The sequence below is a fragment of the Martelella sp. NC20 genome, assembly GCF_013459645.1.
Taxonomy (GTDB): Bacteria; Pseudomonadota; Alphaproteobacteria; order Rhizobiales; family Rhizobiaceae; genus Martelella.
Genome location: NZ_CP054861.1, coordinates 5,334,972 through 5,354,529, shown reverse-complemented (window position 1 = coordinate 5,354,529; position 19,558 = coordinate 5,334,972). Strand labels below are relative to the sequence as shown.

The 19,558-nt window shown below is 56.4% G+C and carries 17 protein-coding genes and 3 pseudogenes; 14 read left to right on the top strand and 6 right to left on the bottom strand.

The window, feature by feature from the left end:
* Positions 1-9: 9 nt before the first annotated feature.
* Entirely contained in the window at positions 10-1,197 is a 1,188-nt protein-coding gene (locus tag HQ843_RS25485; protein ID WP_180900575.1) for an acyl-CoA dehydrogenase family protein, read from the bottom strand.
* 279 nt (positions 1,198-1,476) lie between these two features.
* Between HQ843_RS25485 and HQ843_RS25480 the strand changes: the two genes are divergently transcribed.
* From HQ843_RS25480 to HQ843_RS25470, 3 genes are read left to right on the top strand one after another with little or no spacing between them, the layout of a single operon-like run.
* Positions 1,477-3,087 carry a class I adenylate-forming enzyme family protein gene (locus HQ843_RS25480; protein WP_180903350.1) on the top strand — a complete coding sequence of 537 codons (1,611 nt, stop codon included), beginning with the start codon at positions 1,477-1,479 and terminating at the stop codon, positions 3,085-3,087.
* A gap of 12 nt (positions 3,088-3,099) precedes the next feature.
* Positions 3,100-3,945: an FAS1-like dehydratase domain-containing protein gene (locus HQ843_RS25475; RefSeq protein ID WP_180900577.1), complete on the top strand. Its 846-nt coding sequence runs from the start codon at positions 3,100-3,102 to the stop codon at positions 3,943-3,945.
* A gap of 4 nt (positions 3,946-3,949) precedes the next feature.
* Positions 3,950-4,738: an HpcH/HpaI aldolase/citrate lyase family protein gene (locus HQ843_RS25470; protein ID WP_180900578.1), complete on the top strand. Its 789-nt coding sequence runs from the start codon at positions 3,950-3,952 to the stop codon at positions 4,736-4,738.
* Between the two features lie 19 nt (positions 4,739-4,757).
* Here HQ843_RS25470 and HQ843_RS25465 read toward each other — a convergent pair whose 3' ends face one another.
* Both HQ843_RS25465 and HQ843_RS25460 read right to left on the bottom strand, forming a co-directional pair.
* Positions 4,758-5,672, bottom strand: coding sequence for a LysR substrate-binding domain-containing protein (locus tag HQ843_RS25465; RefSeq protein WP_180900579.1), 915 nt, complete (start codon positions 5,670-5,672; stop codon positions 4,758-4,760).
* A 106-nt stretch (positions 5,673-5,778) separates the two neighbouring features.
* Complete coding sequence (locus HQ843_RS25460) at positions 5,779-6,822, bottom strand: quinone oxidoreductase family protein (RefSeq protein WP_180900580.1); 1,044 nt, start codon at positions 6,820-6,822, stop codon at positions 5,779-5,781.
* Between the two features lie 244 nt (positions 6,823-7,066).
* On the opposite strand from HQ843_RS25460, the gene HQ843_RS25455 reads away from it, so the two are divergent.
* From HQ843_RS25455 to HQ843_RS25415, 9 genes and pseudogenes are all read left to right on the top strand, one after another.
* A complete protein-coding gene (locus HQ843_RS25455; protein ID WP_180900581.1) occupies positions 7,067-7,492 on the top strand; it encodes a Zn-ribbon domain-containing OB-fold protein in 426 nt (141 codons plus the stop codon).
* The gene (locus HQ843_RS25450) at positions 7,485-8,633 is read left to right on the top strand and encodes a thiolase family protein (RefSeq protein WP_180900582.1); all 1,149 of its coding nucleotides are present in this window, start codon (positions 7,485-7,487) and stop codon (positions 8,631-8,633) included. The genes HQ843_RS25455 and HQ843_RS25450 overlap by 8 nt, the downstream gene beginning before the upstream one ends.
* Positions 8,630-9,214, top strand: a complete 585-nt coding sequence (locus HQ843_RS25445; protein WP_180900583.1) for a hypothetical protein — start codon at positions 8,630-8,632, stop codon at positions 9,212-9,214. Before HQ843_RS25450 ends, HQ843_RS25445 begins: the two co-directional genes overlap by 4 nt.
* 8 nt (positions 9,215-9,222) lie before the next feature.
* Positions 9,223-9,969 carry an SDR family NAD(P)-dependent oxidoreductase gene (locus HQ843_RS25440; RefSeq protein ID WP_180900584.1) on the top strand — a complete coding sequence of 249 codons (747 nt, stop codon included), beginning with the start codon at positions 9,223-9,225 and terminating at the stop codon, positions 9,967-9,969.
* Between the two features lie 10 nt (positions 9,970-9,979).
* Positions 9,980-10,486 (top strand): MaoC family dehydratase, encoded by a 507-nt coding sequence (locus tag HQ843_RS25435; protein WP_180900585.1) that lies wholly within the window; start codon positions 9,980-9,982, stop codon positions 10,484-10,486.
* Between the two features lie 8 nt (positions 10,487-10,494).
* The gene (locus HQ843_RS25430; RefSeq protein WP_180900586.1) at positions 10,495-11,247 is read left to right on the top strand and encodes an electron transfer flavoprotein subunit beta/FixA family protein; all 753 of its coding nucleotides are present in this window, start codon (positions 10,495-10,497) and stop codon (positions 11,245-11,247) included.
* A gap of 11 nt (positions 11,248-11,258) precedes the next feature.
* On the top strand, positions 11,259-12,188 hold the full coding sequence (locus HQ843_RS25425; protein ID WP_180900587.1) for an electron transfer flavoprotein subunit alpha/FixB family protein: 930 nt from the start codon (positions 11,259-11,261) through the stop codon (positions 12,186-12,188).
* A 254-nt stretch (positions 12,189-12,442) separates the two neighbouring features.
* Positions 12,443-13,288 (top strand): 3-mercaptopyruvate sulfurtransferase, encoded by an 846-nt coding sequence (gene sseA / locus HQ843_RS25420; protein WP_180900588.1) that lies wholly within the window; start codon positions 12,443-12,445, stop codon positions 13,286-13,288.
* Between the two features lie 91 nt (positions 13,289-13,379).
* Positions 13,380-13,914 (top strand): annotated as a pseudogene (locus HQ843_RS25415) (helix-turn-helix domain-containing protein); the annotation flags it as partial.
* 286 nt (positions 13,915-14,200) lie between these two features.
* Here HQ843_RS25415 and HQ843_RS25410 read toward each other — a convergent pair.
* Positions 14,201-15,238: a nucleotidyl transferase AbiEii/AbiGii toxin family protein gene (locus HQ843_RS25410; RefSeq protein ID WP_180900589.1), complete on the bottom strand. Its 1,038-nt coding sequence runs from the start codon at positions 15,236-15,238 to the stop codon at positions 14,201-14,203.
* Entirely contained in the window at positions 15,231-15,824 is a 594-nt protein-coding gene (locus tag HQ843_RS25405; protein WP_180900590.1) for a DUF6088 family protein, read from the bottom strand. Before HQ843_RS25405 ends, HQ843_RS25410 begins: the two co-directional genes overlap by 8 nt.
* Before the next feature lie 375 nt (positions 15,825-16,199).
* Here HQ843_RS25405 and HQ843_RS25400 point away from each other — a divergent pair.
* Positions 16,200-16,773: pseudogene (locus HQ843_RS25400) on the top strand (tyrosine-type recombinase/integrase); the annotation flags it as partial.
* A 37-nt stretch (positions 16,774-16,810) separates the two neighbouring features.
* Positions 16,811-17,807 (top strand): annotated as a pseudogene (locus tag HQ843_RS25395) (IS630 family transposase).
* Between the two features lie 417 nt (positions 17,808-18,224).
* On the opposite strand, the gene HQ843_RS25390 reads toward HQ843_RS25395, so the two are convergent.
* Positions 18,225-19,556, bottom strand: a complete 1,332-nt coding sequence (locus tag HQ843_RS25390; protein WP_180900591.1) for an NAD(P)/FAD-dependent oxidoreductase — start codon at positions 19,554-19,556, stop codon at positions 18,225-18,227.
* Positions 19,557-19,558 lie beyond the last annotated feature (2 nt).

The following is a 19,558-nucleotide window of genomic DNA, read 5'->3' as shown; positions in this document are numbered from 1 at the left end:
ACAATAGTCTCAGTAGGAACGTGGCATTCCCAGAACGTGCTCACCGACATAGGTGAGTATCAAGTTGGTTGAAATGGGGGCCACTTGGTAAAGTCTTGTTTCCCGGAACTTCCGCTCAATGTCGTATTCCTCGGCAAAGCCGAAACCTCCATGAGTCTGAAGACAGGCCTCTGCCGCCTTCCAGGCTGCTTCCGATGCGAGAAGTTTGGCCATATTGGCTTCCTTGCCACAGGCTATGTGGGAGTCGTACAGCTCTGCGCCCTTGTACACCATCAAACGAGCGGCGGACGCTTCCACATAGGCCCTGGAAATGGGGAACTGAACACCCTGATTTTGCCCAATTGGTCGATCAAACACGATGCGCTCTTTGGAATAGGCAGCGGCTTTGCCGATGAACCAAGCGGCGTCGCCAATGCACTCTGAGGCTACAAGAAGACGTTCTGCATTCATGCCGTCCAGCACGTATTTGAACCCCTTACCTTCTTCGCCAATCAAGTTTTCAGCAGGCACTTCCATGTTGTCAAAGAATATTTCAGTGGTGGCGTGGTTCATCATTGTGCGAATTGGACGTATTTCCAGGCCGTTTCTGCGGGCCTCACGCATGTCCACCAGAAACACCGACAGCCCTTCAGACCGTTTCTTGACTTCTGCCTTGGGAGTGGTCCGTGCAAGCAAAATCATGAGGTCGGAATGTTCCGCGCGGGAAGTCCAAATTTTTTGTCCGTTGATGACGTACTTATTGCCATTTCTTACCGCAGTTGTCTTGATGGACGTTGTGTCGGTTCCCGCAGTTGGTTCGGTCACCCCGAATGCTTGCAACCGCAGGCTGCCGTCTGCAATCTTGGGTAGCCATTTCTGCTTCTGTTCTTCGGTTCCATGGCGCAGTATTATACCCATCACATACATCTGGGCGTGACAGGCTCCACCGTTGCCGCCGTTTGCGTGAACGGTTTCGAGGATTGCTGCGGACTCAGTAATTCCCAGACCTGAGCCGCCATACTCTTCCGGAATTAAAGCTGCCAGGTAACCCGCCTTCGTCATGGCCTCCACAAATTCGCTTGGGTACCGGCGATCACGATCAACCTCACGCCAGTATTCGTTGGGGAAGTTTGAACACAATGCAGCCACCGCATCGCTAATGTCCGTTGTGTCTTTCTGAGCTTTAGGAAAATCGACTGATCCGCCCTTATTGTCCATATTGGGAGTTCCTACTCTGCATTTAGCGCGTTGCCCAACCTACCGGCCCAGTTGCTCAGTCTGAAGGTAGGTTTTTGTGCTATCTGCTATGTCTGCGGAAAAACGCCTTCGGGCCATTTTACATTTTTGGGGAGGTCTCTCAAGGCGCGCGCAAAACGAGAATATCTGTTATGCGCTCAGTCGTGCCGACTAACGGGGGCTGCCCGGTATATAAACTTGAATGTCGTGCACGCACTTTGTGCAGGTTTAGCCTACAAGAAGAGAAATTTCCTAGGACCAATGATGAATTCAATTCCAAAATTGACAATGCCAAAGGCGAGAACAATTCCTGCACTGATTGAGGAGCAGGCGCTCGCCTACACAAATTTGGATGCAATCGTCTGGGAAGGTCAAACCTACAGCTTCGGCGACCTCGCAAAATCAGTAAGAGATTTTGCCAAGGGCCTGCTCGCCGCTGGTATCAAGCCGGGAGATCACGTTGCGATACTGATGGGCAATCGTCCCGAGTGGATCATCGGCGCCTTGGCGATATCGAGCATTCGTGCTGTGATGGTGGCAGTCAATACGTGGGGCAGGGAGCCCGAAATAGGCTATATCCTAGCGCACTCCGACGCTGCTGCAATTATCTATGCAGGAAAATATCTAAAGGCTGACTACACCGAAATTCTCGAGAACCTTCGCGGCTCCTTACCCAAATTGAAAGCCTTTATTCACGTTGAACAAGAGTGCTGCGTTGGGAGCAGGTCCTTTGACGAGATTTCTGCTCTCGGATCCGCCCAATCCGATCAGGCCTACACAGCTGCGATGGGGCAAGTCACACCGGAAACAATCTGCTTTCTGATATATACTTCGGGATCAACTTCGACGCCGAAAGGTGTGCAAATCCAGAACGCGCCGTTGATTGAAAACATGTGGTATCTTGGTAACCGCATGCACGCCGTCCCCGGAGACCGGATCTGGATGGCGGTTTCCCTGTTTTGGGGTTTCGGTTGCGAAAATGCCCTATTCAATAGCCTTACTCACGGTGCTTGTCTGGTGCTGCAAAGCCACTTTGATCCCGAGCAAGCTCTCTCGCTCATTGAGCGTGAGCGGTGCACTTTGTTTTATGGCATGGGCAATATGGTTCAGGCGCTCGCATATCATCCGAACAAGGGTCTTTTCGATCTCAGTTCGCTGCGGTCCGGCGTGATGACAGGCACCCCCGAACAATTCAAAGCAATTCAGGAGTTAGGCGCCACCGAGATATGTCACATGTATGGCTTCACCGAAGGCTATGGGAATTGCAACGTTACTGATGGAAGACTGGATCCACCGGAAAAAGTGATCGCTTCCATCGGGCGCCCGCTGGAATGCGTGGTCCAACGCGTCGCAAACCCGGAAACTTTGGAAACATGTCCGACCGGAACGGTAGGCGAAATCCAGAACAAATATCCAGTGACGATCGGCTATTATAAAGACGAGGACAAAAACCAAGCGGCCTTCACCAAGGATGGCTACTTCCGAACCGGAGATCTTGGATATTACGATGAAGATGGGTTTCTGTACTTTGCCGGGCGTCTGAAGGAACTGATAAAAACGAACGGCATAAATGTCGCGCCAGCCGAAATTGAAGCCGTCATCAAGGCGCAGTCGGGAATAAGAGACGCCTTTGTCGTTGGGGTTCCCGACGCCGTTCGGGAGGAGGCGGTCGCTGTTGTGATTGTACCGCATTCACTGGACGAATCCGACCAGATCGAAAGGCGACTACGCGCCGAACTGCCAAAATTGCTTTCGGGGTATAAGGTGCCGCGATATTACAAGTTTTTACAGGCCGACGAACTTCCGCTTACAGCGACCGGCAAGGTCCACAAGCTTCGCATGCCCGATCTTTTTGAAGTAGAGAAGGCTTGAGGATCAGCGGAGATGGGCATTGATGAGCTGAAATCATGGGTTGGTCGTTCTCAGCAAACGACCGATGTTTTGTCGCAAGGATTAGTTGCCCGCTTCTGTGCCACATTCGATCGGAATGAAGTGGATTTGCCGCTTGGTACTCCGGCACCTCTGGCGGTCCATTGGGCTTTGGGCGCGTTACTGACGCCGACGAGCGAATTGGGACCTGATGGGCATCCGAAGAAAGGAGGCTTTCTTCCCCCAGTGCCTTTGCCGCGCCGAATGTGGGCAGCAGGCGACCTGAACTTTCACGATCGCCTGAGAGTAGGAGACGAAGTAAGAATTCGCTCTGAAGTGGCCAGCATTGACTTCAAAGAAGGTAGGAGCGGTGCGCTCTGCTTTGTTCGGGTCGATCACCAGGTTGATACCTCGCGTGGCCGCGCCATCACCGAACAGCAAACGATAGTCTATAGAGAGGCCTCCACCTCGAACTTCGTTCCGTCACCCACTCAGTGGGATCCACCAGAGGACGTAATTCTTCATCGTGAAATGAAGGCGGATACGGTTCTGCTCTTCCGCTATTCGGCCCTCACATTCAATTCTCACCGGATTCACTACGACAGAGACTATGCTGTTGATGTTGAACGTTATCCGGGGCTGGTGGTTCAGGCACCGTTACAGGCCACATTGCTGATGAATGCTGTGGACGACTGGCTTGATGGCAGAAAGCTTAAATCTTTCAGCTTTCGCGCTGAGCGTCCGATGTATGATGGCGATAACCTGCATCAATTTGGGAGATTGCTGTCGGCGCACGAAGTTGCACTCTGGACTTGCGGAGCCGAAGGGGTCCCCGCTGTTAGCGCAAAAGTGGAGTTCTGATCCGATGTCTGCAGCAACGTGCATAGCCCCTTTGTTTGTCCCGGGTGATCGTCCCGAGCTGTTTTCGAAAGCCGCTGCATCTGGTGCCGATCTTGTTATTCTTGACCTGGAAGACGCGGTCGCTCTGGCGCGAAAAAACATAGCCCGCAAGGCAGTTTCGGAGAGGCTTCCCGGTGGTTTCGCAGTACGCGTGAACGCCGAAGCGACCGGACTGATGTTGGACGACGCCAAGGCCGTTGAAAAATCCGGGGTTCTGGCCGTGGTATTGCCAAAAGCCGAAGACGCCGGACAGATTACCTTGCTCAGGTCGCTCATTTCTAGATCTATCGAAGTGATTGCATTGATCGAAACCGCCAAAGGGCTGGATAACGTAAAGCAAGTAGCGCTGAAAGCGGACCGATTGGCATTTGGTTCGATTGATTACGCGGCGGACATGGGCTGCGACCTTCACAAGGACGCGCTGCTGCCGGCCCGACATGCCATCGTTCTCGCCTCCAGACTTGCGGGTTTGCCCAGTCCGATTGACGGCGTGACTGCTGATATGCGGGGAGGGGAAGGTCTGAGGGCTGAGGCGGCGTATTCAGCTTCCCTCGGCTTTGGCGGCAAGCTTTGTATTCACCCCTCTCAAATCGAATTGGTAAAGGAGGGTTTTTTTCCCACCGAGACGGAAATCGCCTGGGCGCAAAAAGTAGCAGCCAGTGGGGACGGGGTGGTGAACATAGGTGGCGAGATGATTGATGCACCCGTCAGAGATCGAGCCAATCGCATTTTGCGCTTGGCCGGCATCAAATAGGGAATCCAAGTACCTTTAATTACCTTTCCCATAGCCCTTTTGCAGTCAATTCATCGGCAATCTGGTGAACCGCCGCAATGATTGAGCGGGCGATCTTGCTCACCGGGCGTTGGGTCGAAGTTGCGAGCATGAGCTGGCGTGAGAGCTTGGGTTTTATCGGTGCAACAAACAGCTCTCCTAAACTAACATATTCCGCGACGCTTGCGAAAGGCAGTATGGTGTAGCCTAGGCCTTGCTGGACGGACTGAACGCATGTGGAGAGGGCATCGATTTCGAACTCGACATTCAACGTTGCACCATTTGCCATTGCAAAGCTTTCAACCAGAATGCGAAGTCCGTGTGGTTTTGATGGTAATATCATAGGCAAAGAGACCATTTGTTGCAAAGTGACCCCATTCCTGAGTTCATCTTCACCCAATCCCTTTTTGCCAATCAGCAGCAGTTCCTCCTCAATCAGAGGTTCGGAAAGAACCATTGGTGTTTTGGGCGCATCGTATATGATCGCGATATCGACTTTGCCGGTTGCCAGCCACTCGAGCACATGCCCGCTATACCCTTCCTGAATGCGCAAGGACACCTTTGGATAGTTGGCTTTCACCCATTTGGCCAGGGGAACACCGAGCACAGATCCCGAGGTTGGCGGCATGCCGACGCTTACAGAGCCACGTGGTTCGGCATTAAGTATTTCCATCTCAGAGCGTATGCTATCAGTCGCCTTGATGATCTGGCGGGCATATTCGGCCACAATTTCTCCAGAGTCGGTTAGTATGACGCCCCGGCCATTGCGGTAAAGTAACTGCGTACAAAGTTCATCTTCCAGGTATCTGATATGCCGTGACAGCACGGGCTGGGCTACCGACATCATAACGCTGGCTTTTGCCTGGCTACCTGATTCAATGACGGCCAGGAAGTACTTGAGTTGTTTAAGTTCCAACGACGCGTTCTCCGATCTCTGGCTCTGTGGTCACAGCTATACAAATCAGCATTCATCCAAGCTAAGAATTGTAGCGCTTTTCAGTCGAATAGCTAGAGACGTGTTGTTACGCCTCTGGCCTGAGAATGATCCGTCCCGTGATTTTTGCCTGAGCCATCAAATCATGGGCGTGCCTTGCCCGATCAAGCGGCAAAATCTGAGCAATCGTTGGTTTGACCATTCCACGTTTGACGAGTTGCAGGCATTGTTCCAGTTGTAACCGTGTTGTTGAGGTCGCAGTTAGAAGCGATATGTTCTTGAGTATGAGCTGCGCCGGGTTGAACTGTACAAAATCTCCTGTTAGCTGGCCCACAGATATCCATCGGCCTCCTGTCCTCAAAGACCGTCGGACGGATTCAAAAACGGGGGTCCCGATATTGTCCAGAACGACGTCCACGCCAACTCCGCCGGTCAGCTTGAGTATTTGATCGCTGAACGGCTCGCCCCGACCGTGAACGACGATCTTGTGCCCCCCCAATTCTTCGAGCATCGCCGCTTTTTCTGGCGCACTCGTTTGAGCAATTACCCACGCGCCTTGGGCACGCGCAATTTGCACGGCCTGGGTGCCCAAACCACCGCTCGCCCCTGTGATCAGCACAGTTTCTCCGATCTTGACGTTCCCAACGTCTCTTAAGGCGTTGTAAACACTTCCAATTGTGCATGCTGTGACCGCGGCGTCGTCGAAACCCACACCCTCAGGTATCAGCGCCACATTGTCGTGTTCGACGGAGACATACTCTGCGTACCCACCAAACATCCCATAGTCGCCGAGGAACTTCTTTTCCTCGCACAGCGGTTCGTGATTTGTGCGGCAATGGTGGCAATGCCCGCAAATATGATAACGTTGTGTTGTTGCCACTCGATCACCAGATTTGAAGCCTCCAGCGTCAGACCCCACATCGACGATGGTTCCTGCGATCTCGTGTCCAAGTATCAGCGGCATCTGCACCCCATGCTTGATTACGCCCTTCCTGACCAAAACATCGTGGTAGCAGACCCCACTGCTGGCGATTTTAATCAGGAGGTTTTTCGGGCCAATCTTGGGAATTGGAACGTCGATAAACTGCATGCTATCAACATCACCCGGCTCGCGAACCACGACTGCTTTCATCGCTTTCTCCAGAATGTTAAGTAATCACCACTTGAAATTGCGCGGCAGTCAGTCAGGCCAATCCAAACGCGTCCGCCACCGTCGATATAGCATCCCGGTCATCGGCCGCTTGTGTTTAGCAGTTATGCTTTATTGACTAGGTCACCACGAACAGCAAGTTGTGTAACCTATGCCTAATTGTATTGGCCAATTGGTCGAGCGCGCCCGTTGCGTGCCGCTAAGAGTCGAGGAGGCTACGACTGCAATGAGTAAAATCGAGGTGCCTACTAGGGTGATGCGAGAGGGGCTGTTCGAGGTCAACCCGCCTAAACTTATTGGTTCACGCTGCAAAACTTGTTCCGTCGAAACGTTTCCTGCGCGAGATTTCTGTCCCGCCTGTGGTGCCGACGAAGTCGAAGCCCCTATCTTGTTGTCGCCTGATGGGCGGGTCTATAGCTTCACGGTAATTCGGCAGGCACCAGCGGGCCGCAAAACCCCATATAGCCTTGCATATGTTGATCTGGCAGATGGGGTTCGGGTGCTGGCCCAGGTTGATGAGGATCCAGAGCTATTGCGCATAGGCATGCCAGTCACACTAAAAATTCGCAAGGTAATGCAGGACGGTGAGGTGGAAGTCATCGGCTATGCATTTGAACCAGACAAGAAAGCGGAGGGCGAAGTAGATGCCTAAAACCTTGATAGTCGGCGCTGGCATGGTCCGCTTCGGCAAATTTGCACCAGAAATTACGCTTGAAAAGCTCGCGACAGGCGCAGCTCGAAACGCCATGAAAGATTGCGGGGTATCTCGCAAGGATATCGAGGCTGTTTTTGTCGGGCATGTATTCGGCGGTCCCGTTGCCGGTCAACGCATTGCAACAGAATTAGGGCTGGGTGGGCTGCCGGTCAGTAACCATGAGAACTACTGCGCCAGTGGCGCGACGGCGCTTCGTGAGGCATGGACCGCAATTAGTGCCGGGCTTTACGACATAGTCCTTGTGATCGGTGTTGAGAAAATGACCGATCGAGTCAAGGGTGGGGTCGCGCCAGACGCCAATGATCTCGACGCCATGCATGGCTACATCATGACGGCAGGGCACGCGATGAGTGCGCGTCGTTACATGCATGACCACAACGCTACCCGTGAGCAAATTGCTGCTGTAGTGGTGAAAAATCATGCGCATTCCCAACATAACCCCTATGCTCAGTATCAGCATGCGATTTCGTTGGATGAAGTGTTGCATGCTCGTCCCATTGCGGATCCGCTGGGACTTCTTGATTGCAGCCCGATCAGTGACGGTGCCGCAGCCGCCATCGTTTGTTCCGAGAAAGGACTGGCGAAGCTGGGCATCACGGAAAAGCGGCCGGAGGTTCGTGGGGTGGCGCTGGTAAGCGGTACTTTGCGTGCCGGCACAGGTGACATCAACGAAGAGGATATCTCTCGTCGTGCCGGACGTCTGGCTTACCAAATGGCCTCAATTGATCCTGCGGACATCGATTTTGTCGAAATGCACGATTGTTTTTCCATTGCTGAGATTGTGCGTATGGAAGGCTTGGATCTGATACCAACAGGAGAAGGGGCGCGCTGGACAGAGTCAGGGAAGACTTCGATAGGTGGTCAACTTCCTGTGAACCCAAGCGGAGGCTTATTGTCTAGGGGGCATCCTGTAGGTGCAACAGGTATGGCGCAGGTGTGCGAACTCTATTGGCAATTGACGGGCCAGGCGGGTGCGCGACAGGTTGAAGACGCAAAACTCGCGCTGGCCTACTGCAAAGGTGGGACGGTTGCCGGAACAGACGGGGGAGCTGTCAGCGTCGTGGTCATGTCGGTATGAGTTCAAAGCGTGGGCTTATCATCACGGGTGGTCAGGAGGTGTGCGGGCTAAGAGACCATCTGTTCGATATTAATTTCGATTTGGAAATACGTAGATTTGAGGAGACTGACCTTATCGTGAAGTCGTTGGGCGGTGACGTGTCAGGCTGGTCACTGGTGGTCTTGGTACCCGCTCTCAGTCCGTTAGATTCCACATTGTTGGCGCTGGAATCGCGGCTGGCCGAGTTATTTTCCATAACCAAGTCAACCGCTGCAGTTTTTGAAGATTCTGGTAACGCGCCGAGGTTCGTGGTGCTTTTGCGTGGAGCTGCTGCAATGGGACAAAAAGATGATTTGCTGAATTCCGCGCTTGCCGGAGCGATGCTCAGTCTTGGCCGGACTTTGTCACTTGAACTCAAGAAAGTCGGTGGGAGCTGGAATACGATTATGTATTCATCGGACCTTGGTGTTGATAACGAAAGTGATAGCATTGCCCCTGTCGCAGCGCTGATTTCCGTTCTGGCTGGATCATCGGGATCCGCGATAAACGGACAGGAGATTTTTGCCATGCAGGGGGCGGACGTCGGCCGGTTGCATCCATGACTGGACCGTTGAATTCTGCCATCTTGACCGGCGCTGGCGGTGGTATCGGCAGGGAAATCCTTCAGACTCTCGTCGCGAAGGGCATATCAGTGCTTGCCACTGATTTGAGCGAAAGCGCCTTGGCCTCTGCCGCAGATGAACTGAAAGACCTGCCCGGCAAAATTATCTGCAGTGCGGGAAATATTACCGATCCAGATTTCGCGGTCGCCCTGACCGCGCGCGCTTTAGACGCCTTTGGCGGCATTAGTCTACTGATTAACTGTAGCGGTTTTCTCAAAGACGCCCGCTTTCAAAAAATGTCTGATGACCTGTTTCGGACGCTCATTGCCGTCAATCTGATCGGCCCGATCCGGTTGATCGAGGCGGTTACCCCTTACATGAAACAGGAAGGACGCGGTCGGATCATCTCCTTGGCGTCGCGGGCCTGGTTGGGAAATTTCGGTTCTTCGGGATACAGTGCGGCGAAAGGCGGTATCGTGGGATATTCGCGAGCGCTAGCGCTGGCTCTTGCCCCGCACGGAATTACGGTCAATTGCGTCGCGCCGGGCTTTATCGACACGCCGATGGCCAGATCCTTGCCGCCTGAAATCATGCAGCGTGTTCTCGAGGCAATTCCGGTTGGGCGGGCGGGCACTGTGCAGGACGTTTCGGCACTCGTTGCGTTCCTGGCATCCGACGAAAGCGGATACATCACTGGGCAGACGTTGGTTGCCTGTGGTGGCAGAAGCATCAGTGATCCGATTTCAGCGAAGTGAGGTAATTTTTGTGACCGATATTGAGTGGCGCGACCGCTTTTTCGAAGATTTTACAGTTGGTGATGTGTGCAAGCACCGCAGTGCCCGCACAGTGACCACCTACGACAACATGATGTTTACGCTGCTGACCCAAAATCCTGCTCCGTTGCATCTTAATCACGACTTTGTCAAAGCGGCCGGGCATCAAAATGTTCCATTTAACAGCACATTTACCCTTGCCTTGGTGACGGGGCAGTCGGTTGCCGATTTGACGCCCAATGTGATGACAAATCTGGGGTGGCAGGACGTTAGGTTACCATCTCCCGCTTTTGAAGGCGATACAATCTACAGTGAGTCTGAAGTTGTCAGCCTCCGAGAGTCCGCCAAGCATGAAAACGCGGGAATCATGTCAGTCAAAACGACTGGATATAATCAGGACGGAGAAATTGTCATCGAATTTGTTCGGACGGTGATGATCTATAAAAAGGGGAAAGGCCCCAAGGTGCGCCGGCCGGAACCGGTTCGGAAGGGTTCTTGAGGTTTAGTATGATTAGCAAGATTTTGGTCCCCGTTAAGCGGGTTGTCGACTACAACGTGAATGTGCGTGTGAAGTCGGACGGTTCAGGTGTTGAGCTGAATAACGTCAAGATGAGCATGAACCCGTTCGACGAGATTGCGGTCGAGGAGGCCCTGCGGCTGAAGGAGGCCGGCAAGGCGGAAGAAGTTGTGGTGATCTCGATCGGCTCGGACAAGAGCGCCGAGACGTTGAGGACGGCTCTGGCCATGGGCGCGGACCGGGCGGTGCTGGTGAAGGCCGAGGGCGATGTGGAGCCGCTGGCTGTGGCCAAGATCCTGAAGGGCATTGTTGCTGAAGAGAAGCCCGATCTGGTGATCCTCGGCAAGCAGGCGATCGACGACGACAGCAACCAGACCGGGCAGATGCTGGCGGCATTGCTGGGCTGGGGACAGGGGACCTTTGCCTCAGAAGTCGATCTTGGCGCTGGCAGCGTCGTGGTCACCCGCGAGGTCGATGGCGGATTGCAGAAGGCCAAGTTGAAGCTGCCGGCCATCGTGACCACCGACCTGAGACTGAATGAACCGCGCTATGCCAGCCTGCCCAATATCATGAAGGCCAAGAAGAAGCCGCTCGACGAAAAGAGTGCGGCCGATTACGGCGTCGATACGAATCCAAGGCTGAAGGCGAAGAAGACCGAGGCGCCCAAGGGCCGTCAGGCCGGCGAGATGGTGCCGGACGTAGCAACGCTCGTCGAAAAGCTCAAGGCCGCTGGCGCATTTTAGGGAACTCTCGCATGACCATTCTTCTGATTGCCGAACACGACAACAAGACCCTGTCCGAGCAGACCGCCAAGGCGCTGAATGCCGCGCTGGCGATTGGCGGGGAGATCGACATCCTGGTGGCGGGCAAGGGGGCAAAGAGCGTGGCCGATGCCGCCGCAAAGCTCAATGGCGTGCGCAAGGTGCTGCTCGCTGAGGGCGATGCGCTGGAACACCACATGGCCGAGCCGCTGGCGGCGACCATTCTCGCCCTCAAGGACAATTACGATTGCTTCATCGCCCCGGCCACGACCAATGGCAAGAACGTCATGCCGCGGGTTGCAGCCCTGCTCGATGTGATGCAGGTCTCCGAAGTGATGGAAGTGATCAGCCCCAACACCTTCAAGCGCCCCACCTATGCCGGCAATGCCATCCAGACGGTCGAGACGTCCGAGGCGAAAAAGGTGCTGACTATCCGCACCGCGAGCTTCACAGCAGCCTCAGAAGGCGGCAACGCAGCAGTTGAATCAGTTTCCGCGGCAACAGACCCAAGCCTTTCAAAATTCGTGGAAAACATCACCGCCAAGTCCGACCGCCCCGAACTCACGGCGGCCAGGATCGTCGTCTCCGGCGGACGGGCGCTGGGCTCGAAAGAGAAGTTCGAAGAGGTGATCCTACCGCTGGCCGACAAGCTCGGCGCGGCCGTGGGTGCCTCGCGCGCCGCGGTCGATGCGGGCTATGCCCCCAACGACTGGCAGGTCGGGCAGACCGGCAAGATCGTCGCCCCCGAACTCTACATCGCCATCGGCATCTCCGGAGCCATCCAGCATCTCGCGGGAATGAGCGACAGCCGCATCATTGTCGCCATCAACAAGGACGCGGACGCGCCCATCTTCCAGATCGCCGATTATGGTCTTGTCGGTGATCTGTTCGCGATCGTGCCCGAGTTCGAAAAGCAAGTGTAGGGTCTATACTTTTTTACTTCGTTTCGCGCCGAGCCAAAACTGCTGCGCGGCGAGCTGTTGCAGGGCGCACCGGGTAAGTTCGCCATCAACGCCGAACGGACTGATTGGCTTAATGGCCAAAGGAAAATTTTTAGGCTCCCCATTACCGTAATGAAATAAATGAAGAGACAGAAAAAAAGTATTCGCGTCGGCCACACTGCATAGTGCTTTGCGACATCTCGCACCATCCGCTTAAATTACTGAAAGATTCAGTAATGTCCCTTACCGGATCTATAGTTTCCACTGAATGGCTTGCCCGGCATCTTGATGCCGATAAAGTCGTAGTTGTTGATGGCTCATTTAAGCTTCCAGGGGTCACACCCACCGCGAGGGAGGATTACGAAGTTCGCCACATCCCAGGAGCTCGTTTCTTCGACATCGATGCCATCGCCGATCATTCGTCCTCCCTCCCGCACATGCTGCCCTCATCGTCCGATTTTGAAAAATCGATTGAAGCGCTTGGGGTGTCTTATGACAGTTTTGTCGTCGTCTACGATACGCCCGGCTTGATGTCGGCTGCGCGCGTCTGGTGGACCTTTCGAGTATTTGGTCACGAACGCGTCGCCATCTTGGATGGCGGTCTTAAAGCGTGGATTGCAGAAGGTCGGACGGTCACCGCTGAAATGCCTGCTGTGAGGCCCGGATCATTCAATGCGAAATTCGACACCAACCGCGTTGTCTCCAAGGCTGATGTGCTTCAGAACATCGGCACAGGTGGGCGCGCTGTGATTGATGCGAGGTCGGCAGCCCGCTTCACCGCCACAGAAAAAGAGGCGCGCATTGGCCTGCGCTCTGGCCATATCCCCGGGAGCCTTAACTTGCCTTTCAACCTGCTCACAAATCCTGAAACAGGAAAGCTGAAACAGGTCGTGGAAATCGAAGCGCTGTTCCGCGAGGCCGGCCTTGACATGTCAAAACCCACAATTGCCTCATGCGGTTCGGGGGTCACGGCGAGCGCGCTGGTTTTCGGCATGCATCTCGCCGGAAAGGACGACGTTGCGGTCTATGGCGGTTCCTGGGCGGAGTGGGGCTTGCCGGGTGACACACCGGTTGAACCCTAGACTCTTTCAGTCTTTGATTGAATCGAATTGGGATTCCCTTTTTGAGCGAATTATGATTCAGGATGCTTGCTGGGACAGGAGGCCAGCAAGCATGACGCGAGCTTATTCCAACGATCTTCGAGAGCGTGTTGTTTGTGCCGTTGAGGCTGGGGCGCGTACCCGCGCGGTTGCTGAACGGTTCGGGATTGCGGTGTCCTCTGTGGTCAAGTGGCATCAGCGTTACCGTGTGAACGGGAGCGTTGCACCGGGCAAGACAGGTGGGCACCGCAAACGGCTTCTGGAACCGCACCGAACATTTATCATTGAACGGATCAAGCAAACCCCGCACCTGACGCTGCACGGGCTGAAAGCTGAACTTGCGGCGCGTGGTGTGAAAGTGTCGCACGATACGGTGTGGCAGTACTTGCGCCGCGAGGGCCTCAGCTTCAAAAAAAACTCTGTTCGCGCTGGAACAGGCGCGCCGGGACGTCGCCCGTCGGCGTGAGCGCTGGAAGAGCTGGCAATTCCGGCTTGATCCCTCCCGTCTGGTGTTCATCGACGAAACCTGGATCAAGACCAATATGGCTCCGATCCGGGGATGGGGCCGAAAGGGCCAGTCTCTGCGCGGCTACCGATCGCGCAGATGGGAGGCTGCTGGGGGGCGCCATGGAGAGGCCGGCACCGCAGACCACCAAAAGGCGACCCGCGTTCATGGATGCCAATAGCCGAGCGATGGTTTGCGGCGTCAAGCAACCCTCCGTCTATCTCCAACACGCCCAGCAGATATGTTCGCGGGCGGTTGGCTGAGGGCACTGTGATCTGAAAAGTGCAACAAGCGAGGGCGCGCTCGAAGACACTCCACGAGATCGTCAGCTCCACGCAGATCAGTGATAAGTATCGAAATGATCAATCCCCCGGAGTAGTTGTTTCGCGCTATGCGTTTATTATTTCTTGTATTATTGCGATCTTCGCAAGTATGTCGTCGAACAGAGGCGGCGATTTGTCGAACATCATCGGTGCCATATCTCGGTAATCGGCCCGCAAATCTTTAATGCGCGCCGCATCGGGCACGAGCCGCAGCGTTCCTGGCCGCGCGCTGTCATAGCTGGCCCAGCCGGAGCGGAAGAAAGTTGCCTTGTGTTTGGCCACCTGCGCCAACAAATCGATATCTGTCGTCGCGGCTTTGCCTTCCTCCGTATCGAGGAGCATGGCGAGATCATAATAGTGCCGCGAGAAATATTGCGGCGTGGGTGAATCCGCCGGACGGTGCGCTTCCGCATGAAGTGCGGTCGCCTTTTCCCAAAAGGTGCGCCGGGCTGACAGCACCGTCACGCTGGTGTCGGAATGCTCGAAAAAGTCGGGATAATCTTCGGCCGCATAGGGGCGAATGGCTTGCTCTTCGGTCGGCCAGGGATCGCCCCGCGCGCCGAGTTCGAGCTTCACGCGTGGGGTGATATAGGCCATGCCTTCATATTCGGTAACGGGCAGCGCCGTCGGATAATGAAAGTTGACCGTCTGGGCGTCGCCGGCATCGATCTCTAGCGTCCACTCGCCGTTGGTCGGCTCGCCGAGCTGTTCTACGATCGCGGCGCGGAGCGCCGGGAGCAGGTTCTCCGCGATGTGACGCTCGACGTCGCCAACCAGATCTTCGATCAGCCGCGCAGCTTGCTTCCTAGAGATCCCATCTTTCTCGGGATCGCGGTCGCCGGTGTATCCGAGTTCGGCCCGATCAAAAGATAGATCGATGTCTTCCGAGAAACGGTGGATGGCGTCGAACGCTTTTGAAAGCGACGTACCGCCCTTGAAGACCAGGGACGCTGTTGCGCCCTTGGGCAGGCCGAAAAGGCGCCTCAGGCTCCAGCAGACCCAGAAGTCCTTTTCGATGATGGTGTCGGCGACGCCCCGACGGGCGCCGGTTTCCCCGAAAAGGGCAGCACGATCGTCGGTGGGAAGCAGGGCAACCTTATCCATCGACATTCGCCGACGCTGCGTTTGCAATCGAGACGAGTGTCGGACGCATCCAGGCGGGTGCCTGCATGGCGGTGGAGGCCAGCGTCTTCTTGTCGTTGGCTGAGAGCCTGCGCGCCGCGATCTGCGCGACGTCGGCGGCTCGCACAGGTCCCACATGGCGAAGCGCCTGAACCACCGTACCGGCAGGGCTGCCCGGAGCGATCAGATGCTTGGGCGAGGCGTGGCGAAGATCGACGACACGCTTTCCCAGCACGACGCGTCTCGACGGGCCATCGGTCAGATAGGTGCTCTGAGCGGGGACCTGCGTCGAAAGACCGAGCGCGTTGGCTGCCCGCGCGCCGGCAATCTGCACCTGCGAGCCGGTCTCGCGAGCGAGCGCCTGCGCGACATCATCGGGAGTTGGTGAAAGGGGGCCAAGCTTCGGATGCAGCTTGGGATAATCGTACAGCCCGCGCGCAAGGCGACGAAGCTGGCCGCCCTTGACCAGTCGGGAGAGAGCTTGGTCGACGGAAGAGCGGACGGCGACGGTCAGGAAATCGCTGGGCGTAAAGACGCTACCGCGTCCGCTGGCGCGGACACGCTTCATGACCCGGTCTGGAACAGAGGCAGCGATCGTCTTCATGCGTCAGAAAATAACGTATCTTTTTCTGACATTCAAGAGGTAAGCTCGATAGCTGACGATCAACTCCGAAGCGGTCTCGATTTTCGAGTGCCATTCTGTTAAAACCATCGATGACGGTACTTTTCGAGGTCGGCGGCGAGATCAATGCGGACCAGAATATTCAGCTCAGACGGTCGATTGGTGCCGATAGATATCGAAACCGCGTAAATAAATTTACGGGCTGATTTCCCTTTAAAATCAATATCTTATGATTTTGACGGCCCGAGGGTCGGCATCCGGCATCCCACGCAAGAAAAAACCCAGCTAGATCAATGCTCTAGCCGGGTTTTGGACAATTGAGTGGGAATGAAGCTCTTCCTCCTAACGATGGTCAGGAAAAGCGAGCTGCAAGACGCGACGTGGGATGAGTCGATTTCGAGAACGCCGTCTGGTCGATACCTAAGGAGCGAATGAAGCGGTCGAAGGCGCACAACGTCTATCTGTCACAGCAGGCCGTCGACATCTTCATCGCGCTGAAAACCTGCGCAGGCAATTCGCGCTACGTCCTTCCGTCGTGATATGACGCTGACGTGCCGATGTCGCGAGCGATGTTCAACCGGATTACGACCGCAGTCGTTGTCAGAGCAAAAAAGGAGGGGTTACCACTCGAACCCTTCACTGTTCACGATCTTCGACGCACAGGCTCGACCTTATTGAATGAGCTCGGCTTCAACAGTGCCTGACGCACGAGGACGGCCGATCCTCGCGTGGTGTCTACAACAAGGCGGAGTACGAGCATCAGCGCCGGCATATGATGCGGGAGTGGTCCAATCTGGTGGACGCATGGGTCTCGGGGCGGAAGTATGTCCCGACTTTACTCCCGGCCACGATGGAACTGCTTGAGCTCGAGCCCAGTGTCCTGATCGACAAATGAGTTACATACCTTGTGGGTTTAGGCAAGGAGAGGCGGAATGGCGAAAGGTCGGGCGGTTGCGATCGTGCTGGAGGGCCGGGAAAAGAGTGCATTGGCTGCGTTGACGCGCAAACATGGCGCGCCGCAGGCCCTGGCGCAGCGAGCGCGGATCGTTCTGGCCGCGGCGGATGGATGGCCTCCACGACGAGCCGCGCCCCGGCGCACCGCGCCAGATCGGTGACGACGAGATCGCAGCCACGATCCGCAAGACGCTGGAAACGCTACCGAAAGGAGCGACGCAGTGGAGCCTGCGAACCATGGCCACTGAGATCGGTCATGCGCCCTCGACCGTGCACCGGATATGGGGCGCCTTCGGGCTGCAGCCACACCGCGTCGAGACCTTCAATCTCTCATCCGATCCGTTATTCGTGGAGAAGGTCCGAGACATTGTCGGGCTCTACCTGTCGCCGCCCGAGCGCGCGCTGGTGCTGTGTGTCGATGAGAAATCGCAGGTGCAGGCGCTCGGCCGTACGCAACCTTTGCTGCCAATGCGGCCTGGCCAGATCGAGCGGCGCACCCACGACGACAAGCGCAACGGTACGACATCCCTGTTCGCCGCCCTCGACGTCAAGGCGGGAACCATCGTCGGCCAATGCATGCCCCGGCATCGGACGACGGAGTTCCGAAAGTTCCTCGACGAGGTCGAGCGCAACGTGCCCGCCGATCTCGACATTCACGTCATCATGGACAATGACGGCACACACAAGACCAAGCTGATCCGCAACTGGTTCGCCAAGCGTCCGCGCTGGCATGTGCATTTCACGCCCACATCGGCGTCATGGATCAACCAGGCCGAACGGTTCTTCGCGCTGCTGACCGAACGCGCCCTCAGGCGTGGCGTATTCCGTTCGATCGCCGAACTCGAAACGGCAATCAACACTTACATCGACGCCACAAATGCCGAACCCAAACCATTCCGCTGGACCAAGTCCCCCGACGACATCCTCGCCAGCATCCAACGCTTCTGCCTCCGGACAATCAAAGCAAATCCATAGAATGAACCGGACCTCAGAATCGGGACACTAGGTGACTATTTCGATTTCGCTTGCATCCCCCGAAGATAGCAACTGCCACGCTAACGCTCTGTTAACCACAGACTTTTAGGAAGAACCCTTCAAACTGGGACTCGGTCAGTTTTTGTTGGCTATGCGAATGCGGCCTCTTTTTCCAAAGCTAGCCTCCAGGATTCAATGGTTTCATCGGTGACTCGCTCAATACGACCCTGTATCGCCTCGATTGCAAGTTCGATGGGCATCCCGAATACTCGCACCGTTATGCCGTCGCCGAGGCGGGAAAGGTGTCGCAGACTTTGGCCCGATAAGATGGATGGAAGTTCGAACGTTAAACTGCGCAGGATTGCGATGCCCCACCATTCTGTCGGGCGTCAGGATATCCTGTGGCCGGAACGCCTCTCAAACCCCCGTATAGGGGCGCGGCCGGCTCCCGTCGGTGAAACGCGACAGACGGAAGGGATGCGGGTCGACGAAGGCTTGTTCTCCGGTAGCAAGTTGTGCCGCGAGTTTGCCTGCGGCCGGGCCGATGCCGAAACCGTGGCCGGAGAACCCGGTCGCCACCACCAGTCCGTCGACCGCGGGCACGTCGGAAATCACCGGTACGGTATCGGGCATCGCATCGATCATCCCGGCCCAGGCCTGTACGACCTTCGCCTCTCCGAAAGCCGGGAAGCGGCGTTTGAGTTCAGCATGGGCGGCGCGAATGAAGCGCATGTCGGGCGCGGGGTCGAGGGTGCGGCAGGCCTCGTAGGGAGAGGGGCGATCATAGGGCACATGCCTGTCGCACTGAAGCGCCTCGAAGAAATCACGCCCGAACCTGAGCGCGATATGGCGCCATTCCATTTCCAGCAGGGGGATGTAGTCGAGCATGTAACGGAAATGGGCGGGCGTGATCGGCGCGCTGTTGGAGAGCGCGTTGGCGATGGTCAGGCCGCCATCGGAGCGACGGCGGACGCCGAGGACGCCGTCCCAGAAATTCACGTCGAGGCCGTTGCTCGTCATTGCCTGCGTGCGTGAAACGGAGGAGCGGACGGCAAGTTGCGGCAGCCGGATATCGAGGTCGACAAGGATCCGGCGCGTCCATGCGCCGCCGGCCACGATGACCGCGTTGCAGCGGATGGTGCCCTGTTCGGTCACCACGCCGGTCACCCGCCCGGCGGCGGTTTCGATGCCGCGCGCCGCGCAGTCGGTCACGATCGTCGCGCCCATGCGCCGCGCGGCCATTGCCATGCGCGGCACGGCCCATTGCGGCTCGGCGCGTCCGTCGCTCGGGCAAAGCAGTGCACGGGGCGGAGGCGCTGTGTCGCCGTGAAGACGGCGGGCGATCTCGGCCGGGCCGATCATGCTTGCGGCAATACCCGCCTCGGCCGCGGTTTTGACCCAGGCCTCGTATTTTTCGGTCAGCGCCTCGTCGCGGGCGGCGAAGAAGGTTCCGCAGGTCGCAAAGCCGACATCGGCGCCGATGCGCGCCGCCATGCCGCGCCACATCGCCAGGCTTTCGCGGATCAGATGCAGTTCGCGCGGATCGCGACGGCCCTGCCGGCACCAGCCCCAGTTCCGGCTCGACTGTTCGGCGGCGATCTGTCCCTTCTCGACAAGCGTGACCGGATGGCCCTTCTCGGCCAGTTCCAGCGCCGCCGAGACGCCGATGATCCCGCCGCCGATCACCACCGTTTCTGCGGCATCGGGAAGAGCAGGGGGCTCGAAGAGCGGAAGTATCGCGGGACCCATAT

Excerpts from the sequence above, each read along its gene's own strand:
- HQ843_RS25485 (WP_180900575.1), bottom strand. The coding sequence starts at position 1,197 with ATGGACAATAAGGGCGGATCAGTCGATTTTCCTAAAGCTCAGAAAGAC.
- HQ843_RS25480 (WP_180903350.1), top strand. The coding sequence starts at position 1,477 with ATGATGAATTCAATTCCAAAATTGACAATGCCAAAGGCGAGAACAATT.
- HQ843_RS25425 (WP_180900587.1), top strand. The coding sequence starts at position 11,259 with ATGACCATTCTTCTGATTGCCGAACACGACAACAAGACCCTGTCCGAG.
- HQ843_RS25405 (WP_180900590.1), bottom strand. The coding sequence starts at position 15,824 with ATGAAGCGTGTCCGCGCCAGCGGACGCGGTAGCGTCTTTACGCCCAGC.
- HQ843_RS25475 (WP_180900577.1), top strand. The coding sequence starts at position 3,100 with ATGGGCATTGATGAGCTGAAATCATGGGTTGGTCGTTCTCAGCAAACG.
- HQ843_RS25450 (WP_180900582.1), top strand. The coding sequence starts at position 7,485 with ATGCCTAAAACCTTGATAGTCGGCGCTGGCATGGTCCGCTTCGGCAAA.
- HQ843_RS25470 (WP_180900578.1), top strand. The coding sequence starts at position 3,950 with ATGTCTGCAGCAACGTGCATAGCCCCTTTGTTTGTCCCGGGTGATCGT.
- HQ843_RS25410 (WP_180900589.1), bottom strand. The coding sequence starts at position 15,238 with ATGGATAAGGTTGCCCTGCTTCCCACCGACGATCGTGCTGCCCTTTTC.
- HQ843_RS25455 (WP_180900581.1), top strand. The coding sequence starts at position 7,067 with ATGAGTAAAATCGAGGTGCCTACTAGGGTGATGCGAGAGGGGCTGTTC.
- HQ843_RS25390 (WP_180900591.1), bottom strand. The coding sequence starts at position 19,556 with ATGGGTCCCGCGATACTTCCGCTCTTCGAGCCCCCTGCTCTTCCCGAT.
- HQ843_RS25430 (WP_180900586.1), top strand. The coding sequence starts at position 10,495 with ATGATTAGCAAGATTTTGGTCCCCGTTAAGCGGGTTGTCGACTACAAC.
- HQ843_RS25460 (WP_180900580.1), bottom strand. The coding sequence starts at position 6,822 with ATGAAAGCAGTCGTGGTTCGCGAGCCGGGTGATGTTGATAGCATGCAG.
- HQ843_RS25445 (WP_180900583.1), top strand. The coding sequence starts at position 8,630 with ATGAGTTCAAAGCGTGGGCTTATCATCACGGGTGGTCAGGAGGTGTGC.
- sseA (WP_180900588.1), top strand. The coding sequence starts at position 12,443 with ATGTCCCTTACCGGATCTATAGTTTCCACTGAATGGCTTGCCCGGCAT.